General features: G+C 62.8%; 8 protein-coding genes and 1 pseudogene. All 9 read left to right on the top strand.

Translation table 11 applies throughout. The features are described from left to right. Positions 1 to 90 (top strand): annotated as a pseudogene (locus U0C82_RS18910) (DNA-binding response regulator); the annotation flags it as partial. 392 nt (positions 91 to 482) lie between these two features. Next, positions 483 to 1895 (top strand): flagellar hook-associated protein FlgK, encoded by a 1413-nt coding sequence (gene flgK, locus U0C82_RS02850; protein ID WP_322185535.1) that lies wholly within the window; start codon positions 483 to 485, stop codon positions 1893 to 1895. A gap of 19 nt (positions 1896 to 1914) precedes the next feature. Further along, positions 1915 to 2973, top strand: a complete 1059-nt coding sequence (locus U0C82_RS02845; RefSeq protein WP_322185534.1) for a flagellar hook-associated family protein — start codon at positions 1915 to 1917, stop codon at positions 2971 to 2973. Between the two features lie 138 nt (positions 2974 to 3111). After that, a complete protein-coding gene (flaF, locus tag U0C82_RS02840; RefSeq protein ID WP_322185533.1) occupies positions 3112 to 3459 on the top strand; it encodes a flagellar biosynthesis regulator FlaF in 348 nt (115 codons plus the stop codon). Further along, entirely contained in the window at positions 3456 to 3944 is a 489-nt protein-coding gene (flbT, locus tag U0C82_RS02835) for a flagellar biosynthesis repressor FlbT (protein WP_322185968.1), read from the top strand. The genes flaF and flbT overlap by 4 nt, the downstream gene beginning before the upstream one ends. Continuing rightward, the gene (gene flgD / locus U0C82_RS02830; RefSeq protein WP_322185532.1) at positions 3941 to 4351 is read left to right on the top strand and encodes a flagellar hook assembly protein FlgD; all 411 of its coding nucleotides are present in this window, start codon (positions 3941 to 3943) and stop codon (positions 4349 to 4351) included. Before flbT ends, flgD begins: the two co-directional genes overlap by 4 nt. Positions 4352 to 4467: 116 nt before the next feature. Continuing rightward, positions 4468 to 4740, top strand: coding sequence for a flagellar biosynthesis protein FliQ (gene fliQ, locus U0C82_RS02825; RefSeq protein ID WP_322185531.1), 273 nt, complete (start codon positions 4468 to 4470; stop codon positions 4738 to 4740). Between the two features lie 154 nt (positions 4741 to 4894). After that, positions 4895 to 5467 carry a flagellar basal body-associated FliL family protein gene (locus U0C82_RS02820; protein ID WP_322185530.1) on the top strand — a complete coding sequence of 191 codons (573 nt, stop codon included), beginning with the start codon at positions 4895 to 4897 and terminating at the stop codon, positions 5465 to 5467. Further along, positions 5464 to 6279, top strand: a complete 816-nt coding sequence (fliP, locus tag U0C82_RS02815) for a flagellar type III secretion system pore protein FliP (protein WP_322185529.1) — start codon at positions 5464 to 5466, stop codon at positions 6277 to 6279. Before U0C82_RS02820 ends, fliP begins: the two co-directional genes overlap by 4 nt. Positions 6280 to 6283 lie beyond the last annotated feature (4 nt).

The raw sequence follows: 6283 nt of genomic DNA, 5'->3' as shown, positions 1-6283 counted from the left end.
TCGAAACTGCGCAAGAAGCTGAAGATGCGCCTGGGCTACGACCCGGTCTCGTCGAAGCGCTATCTCGGCTACGGCATCGGCGTCGAATAGACCCGGCCGCAAAGCCCCCCGCAAGCCGCCTTCAAGTCCTCCCGAGAGCCGTCGTGGTCGTCAAGCCACGGCGGTTTTTTGCGTTCGCGGTCCTGAGCGATCGCGAGCCCATACCAATCGTCCTGGCGAAAGACCCGCTCTCAGGCCAGCACAAGCTTCACCCTCTACCAATCGGGACATCCAAAAAGGAGCCGGGAGACAGGCGATGAGATCGGCGAACAGGGATGTCCGTAAGGGTGGCGTGCGACGCGGATCGTCCTGCGTTCTCGCAGTTCAACGCGTGCGCCATCGCTGGACGATGACGCCGGCCAGCACCGACGATCGCTGCGGTAGCGGGCCCGTTCGCCACGGCTCTGCCGAAACCCCGTTCTCAGAATAGAAGACCCGCTTCCATGTCGCTTCTCTCCGTCTTCAACAATGCGCGCTCCTCCCTCTCGGTGACCAGCCAGCAGTCGGCGCTGATTGCCCGAAACGTCGCCAATGCGGACGATCCGACGGCAACGCGGAAATATGCCAACCAGATTTCCGAGAAGCCCGGCGCGGTCAAGATCCTGTCGATCGCGCAAAGCAGTGACCCGGCGCTCTACCGCACTATGGTCAAGGCCCAGGCCAGTCATGCGACCAACGAGACGATGGCGAAAGCCCTCGACCGGGTTCGCGACGTGATCGGCGACGTGGACGCGCCGACATCGCCGTCGGCGAAGATCGCCGCACTCAAGGGAACCCTCACGGACCTTGCGGCCTCGCCCGAAAACACGAAGCTGCAACGCGCGGCGATCGACGCCGCACACGATATGGCGTCGAGCCTCAACAATGCGACCAAGGCCGTGCAGACGATGCGCACGGACGCGAACACGGAACTTGCGCAAGGCGCCGACCGGCTCAACACGCTTCTCGGCGATCTCGAGACGGTCAACAACAAGGTCGTCGGCGGCACCGTATCCGGGAAAGACGTTACCGACGAGATCGACCAGCGCGATCGCCTGGTCTCCGAAATCTCAAGCCTCGTGGGTGTTTCGACGCGTTATCGCGCCAACAACGATCTCGTCCTGTCCACCGATTCCGGCATCGTGATGTTCGAGACGCGGGCCAGAAGCGTCGAATTCGCCAATCCGTCGAATTTCAATCCCGCCATTCCGCTGGATCCCGCGACGCCTCTGCCCGCCGCACCCGAATTGAAGATCGACGGCGTGAGCATCGGGACGGGAAGTTCCATGGCGGTGCGTGACGGATCGCTGGTCGCCGCCATCCGGATCCGCGACGAAGTCGGCGTCGAGATGCAGCGTCAGTTCAACCAGATCTCCAGCACGCTCGCGGGCAAGACCTTCGCGGAAGATGGTGCTGCATCGCTCTTTGAACTGAGTGCGAACGGGTTCGTCTCGGTTGCCGCAAGTGTCGACTACCGCGTGGGCGGCGATCCGACCAAGCTTCGCGACGGAAACATCAATCCCGGATCGACGGCTTTGCCCGGAGCCGGCGAAGCCGGCTATGCGACGCGGCTCAACGAACTTATCGACCGGTTTTCCGACGTCCATACGCTCGCGAACGGCGAGAGCGGGACGCTCAGCGATCTGGCCGCCGGATCCATGTCCTGGTTCGAGGGCAAGCGCGCGGAAGCCCGCGATGGTGCGTCCTATCAATCCATCATGGTTTCACGAGCCCGCGAGACCCTGTCGAACGAAACCGGCGTCAATCTCGACGAGGAAATGAGCCGTCTCATGGAACTCGAGCGATCCTATCAGGCCGCAAGCAAGCTCATCCAGACCGTCGGCGACCTTCTCGACCGCCTCCTCGCCATTCGCTGACCGCTAGGACTTTTGTGACATGACGAACTTTCTCGTATCGAGCCTCTCTCTTTCCAGCGCGCCGCGATCCTCCGTCTCGCGGGTCCAGCAGGATCTCGTGATCGCCCAGAAGGAGGTCGTGACCGGCCGCTTCGCCGATGTCGGCCTCAGCCTGGGAGTGAGCGTCGGGCGCACGATCTCCATGCGCAGCGAGATGGCAGGCAACGAAAAGCTCACCAGCGCGAACACCCAGCTCGCCCAGCGGTTCGCGACGATGCAGTCGGCGCTCGAAACCACGTCACAGGCGGGCGAGGGGCTGTTGAACTCGCTGATTTCCGGTGGTGATCGCGACGCCAGTGCGAAGGCCAACAAGAATGCTGCCAACAACAATATCGGTCAGCTCGTGGGCGCGCTCAACAGTTCGTTCGGATCCCGTTACCTCTTCTCCGGCGCCAAGACCAATACGCCGCCGATGAAGGTCGACGCATCCAATGCTCCGCCCGAACTGGCTGCGGTAAAGACCGCGTGGCAAGACTTTCTGGGAACGCTGACGCCGCCAGACGACCCTTCGATCGTCACCGGCGCGGACATGGAGGCTTTCCTCAAGGACGATCCTTCGGGCCCGTTCGAAAAGTTTTTCACCGACGCCAACTGGACGGCGAACTGGTCCGACGCGTCCGATCAGCAGACGCAGGCGCGCATCGGCGAGAACGAGACGATCACCAGTTCGGCCTCCGCGAACGACAAGGCCTTCCGCGATGTGATGAAGGCCTACGTCATGACGGCGAGCTTCGACATCGATCTGCTGGGCAGCGAGGCACGTCAGGTTCTCACAAGCCGTGCGATCGACACTCTGTCGGGTGGCCTGTCGAACATCAGGGAACTGCGGAGCGAGATCGGCATCGGGGAAGAGCGCATCGCCCGGACCAATGAAGGCCTGAAAAGCCAGAAGATGGTTCTGAAACTGGCGATCGGCGAGGAAGAATCCGTCGATGTCTACGAGGCCTCGACCCGTGTGACCAATCTGATGAACACGCTGGAAACCTCTTACGCGCTCACCGCGCGAATCTCCCGGCTCAGCCTCCTCAACTATCTCTGACCGAAGGCTTTCTTCGTTCACGGGTGACGTCCCCCACCCTTCGCCCAGAACGCCCGACGCGGTGGTTCCACGGGCGTTTGTAACCTGAAATGTCCGCCAACCGGGAACCGGCGCGGATGCGCATACCAAGAGGTTTCGATGTATCAATTCTCATACGCGGAAGTGGCTCAGGATACGGCCGCCGACGCGCGCGATCGGGAACGCCAGGCCTTCGACCATTCCCTCGCGCTTCTGGAGCGCGCCGAGAAGAACGGCCCGCGCAGCCGCGACGCCATCGAGGCGGTCTACATCACACGCAGCCTCTGGGCGATCCTGGTGGAAGATCTCGGCAGCGCCGACAACGGGCTTCCCGACGAGCTGCGCGGCGAGCTGATTTCGATCGGCCTGTGGATCATGAGCGAAGCCGAATTGATCCGGGCCGGCAAGTCCGAGAACTTCCGCGGCATCATCGAGGTGACCCGCATGATCCGCGACGGTCTGAACTGATGTCGACCCTTCGCATTTCCCTGCGGGCGGGCGAGCGGATCTTCGTCAACGGCGCGGTCCTCAAGGTGGACCGCAAGACGACGCTAGAATTCCTGAACGACGTGACCTTTCTCCTCGAAAGCCACGTCATGCAGGCCGAGGACGCGACCACGCCGCTGCGCCAGCTCTATTTCGTGGTCCAGATGATGTTGATGGACCCGTCCAACCTCGATGGTCCGAAGGACCTGTTCGCGGATTCCCTGCTCGTGATGCTTCGGACCTATTCCAACGGCGACATCATCGCGGGCCTTCAGGAAATCGAGGAACTGGTCGAACGCGGACGTGCGTTCGAGGCGCTGAAATGCCTGCGCACGCTCATTCCCCTCGAAGACAAGATCCTGGGAATTCCCGGGCGGGGCATCGTCAGGCCGCACACCAGGCGGGAAACGCAGATCACGCGGGCGGCCGAAGCCGAACTGCGCCTTGCAGCAGGAGGCATGTCATGAGCATTGCAGGAGTGGACGCCGCCGCCGCGTCCCAGACGACGGCGGCACCGACCGCCGCCGCCAAGGCGAGCAAGAACGACATGAACTATGATTCCTTTCTGAAACTGCTCGTGGCGCAGATGAAGAATCAGGATCCGATGAATCCTTCGAATTCGACGGAATATGTCGCCCAGCTCGCCACGTTCGCCAATGTCGAGCAATCGATCCAGACGAACACCCGGCTGGACAGCATGATGACGGTTTCGGCGCTGACCCAGGCCGATGCGCTGATCGGTCGGACGCTGACCTCGCTCGACGGGGAAACGCAGGGCACCGTGACCAGCATTCGTGCGGTCAATGGCGGCATTCAGGCCACCCTCGAAGGCGGCAAGACCATCGTTCTCGGCGACGGCGTCTCCGTCGCCTGATCCGGCGCTCGGGTTCCGGGGTCGAAGCCCCGGTTCCGGCCATGCGCGATCCCGCATGAAGCGGGCGCCAAACCCAGAGCGAACGCATTCGCTCGCATGCTATGAAGGCTCACCCCATGAACCAGGCAGAAGCGATCGACATCGTCCAGTCGGCAATCTGGACCATCGTCGTCGCGTCCGCGCCCGCAGTGGGCGTCGCGATGATCGTCGGCGTCATCATTGCCCTGTTCCAGGCCCTGACCCAGATCCAGGAAATGACGCTCACCTTCGTTCCGAAGATCCTCGCGATCTTCGTCGTGATCGCGGTCACCGCCTCCTTTACCGGAGCGCAGGTCTACGCCTTCACCCAGGAGGCCTATTCCCGGATCGAAACCGGGTTCGATAGCTGATCTTCGAAAACAGGACAGACCGTTTTCGCCACGGTCCGCGGTCAGTCTGAGATCAGTCTCTTCTCTTAAAAGTTTCTTAACGATTCCTCCGAACCCCGCCGCGGCGGCGGGTGCGGGGCGTTTCGGAACATGATTTCGGAAGGGCGCTCGAACGATGGCCGAGACCAGCGACTTGCAGATCGAAGACGGGACGGAAAAGAAGGATGGCGGCATGATGCCGGTGATCCTGGCGTTCGTCGTCGTCACGCTGATCGGCGGAGGGGGCGGGGCGGCCATGGGCTTCCTGCTCGGCGGCGGATCGGGCGACAAGCAACCCGAAGTGGTCGTCGCCGAACCGGTGCCCGAGGCGAAGGCGGAAGCGAAGGCGGACGGCGAGGCCGCGGCCTCCGGCGACCATGCCGAGACGATCAAGGAGATCGCCGAGGAGGAGGTCAAGCCTCTTCAGGTCGTGGCGTTGAAGCCCGTTCTCACCAATCTCTACAATCCCTCGACCTCCTGGATCCGCATCGAGGCTTCGATCATCCTGAAACAGGACGACGAGATCGATCCTCTGATCCTGGCCGCCGAGATCGAGGCCGATACCCTGGCCTTCGCGCGCTCCCTGCAGATCGCGCAGGTCGAAGGCACGCGCGGCCTGCTGCATCTGCGCGACGATCTCCGCGAGCGCGCCAGGCTGCGCTCCGAAAACGTCGTCGACTATCTCATCCAGGCCATGGTCGTCGAATGATGCGCCCGCCTCGTCCGCTCATGACCGGGCCGGTTCGCCTTGCCGCGCTCGTGGCGCTCGTCGCGCTCGCGCTGTTCGGGCTCGCCAAGGGCGCCAACGCCCAGATCTCGGACGGCTCCGCGCTCGCCGATCTCATTCCCGAAGGCGACGGCACGGTTTCGGGCCGCATCATCCAGCTCTTCGGCATCGTCACGGTGCTGTCGATCGCGCCGGGCCTGCTCGTCATGGTGACGGCCTTCACGCGCATCGTCATCGCCCTGTCGATCATGCGGACCGGTCTCGGCCTGCAGACGACGCCGGCCAACCTCATCATCATCTCGCTGTCGCTCTTCATGACCTTCTTCGTCATGGCGCCGACCTTCGACCGGGCCTGGCAGGACGGGCTTCAGCCGCTTCTGGCCAACGAGATCGACGAGGAAGAGGCGTTCTATCGGATCTCCGACCCCTTCAAGGACTTCATGCTGAGCCAGGTCCGCCCCGCCGATCTGCAGCTGTTCGGCGATATCGCATCGGCCAACGACCGCACCCGCGTGCAGCCGGAAGAGCAGGGCGCGGCCGACGAGCGGGATGTGGAGCTGCGCATTCTCGTGCCGGCCTTCATGATCTCGGAACTGCGCCGCGGCTTCGAGATCGGCTTCCTCATCGTGCTGCCGTTCCTCGTCATCGACATGATCGTCGCCACGCTCACCATGTCCATGGGCATGATGATGCTGCCCCCGACCATCATCTCGCTGCCGTTCAAGATCCTCTTCTTCGTCCTGATCGACGGTTGGAACCTGTTGGTGGGATCGCTCGTCAGAAGCTTCTTCTAACGCG

Source organism: Fulvimarina uroteuthidis (assembly GCF_034321785.1).
Classification (GTDB): domain Bacteria; phylum Pseudomonadota; class Alphaproteobacteria; order Rhizobiales; family Rhizobiaceae; genus Fulvimarina; species Fulvimarina uroteuthidis.
This window is presented reverse-complemented; position numbering and strand designations above follow the sequence as displayed.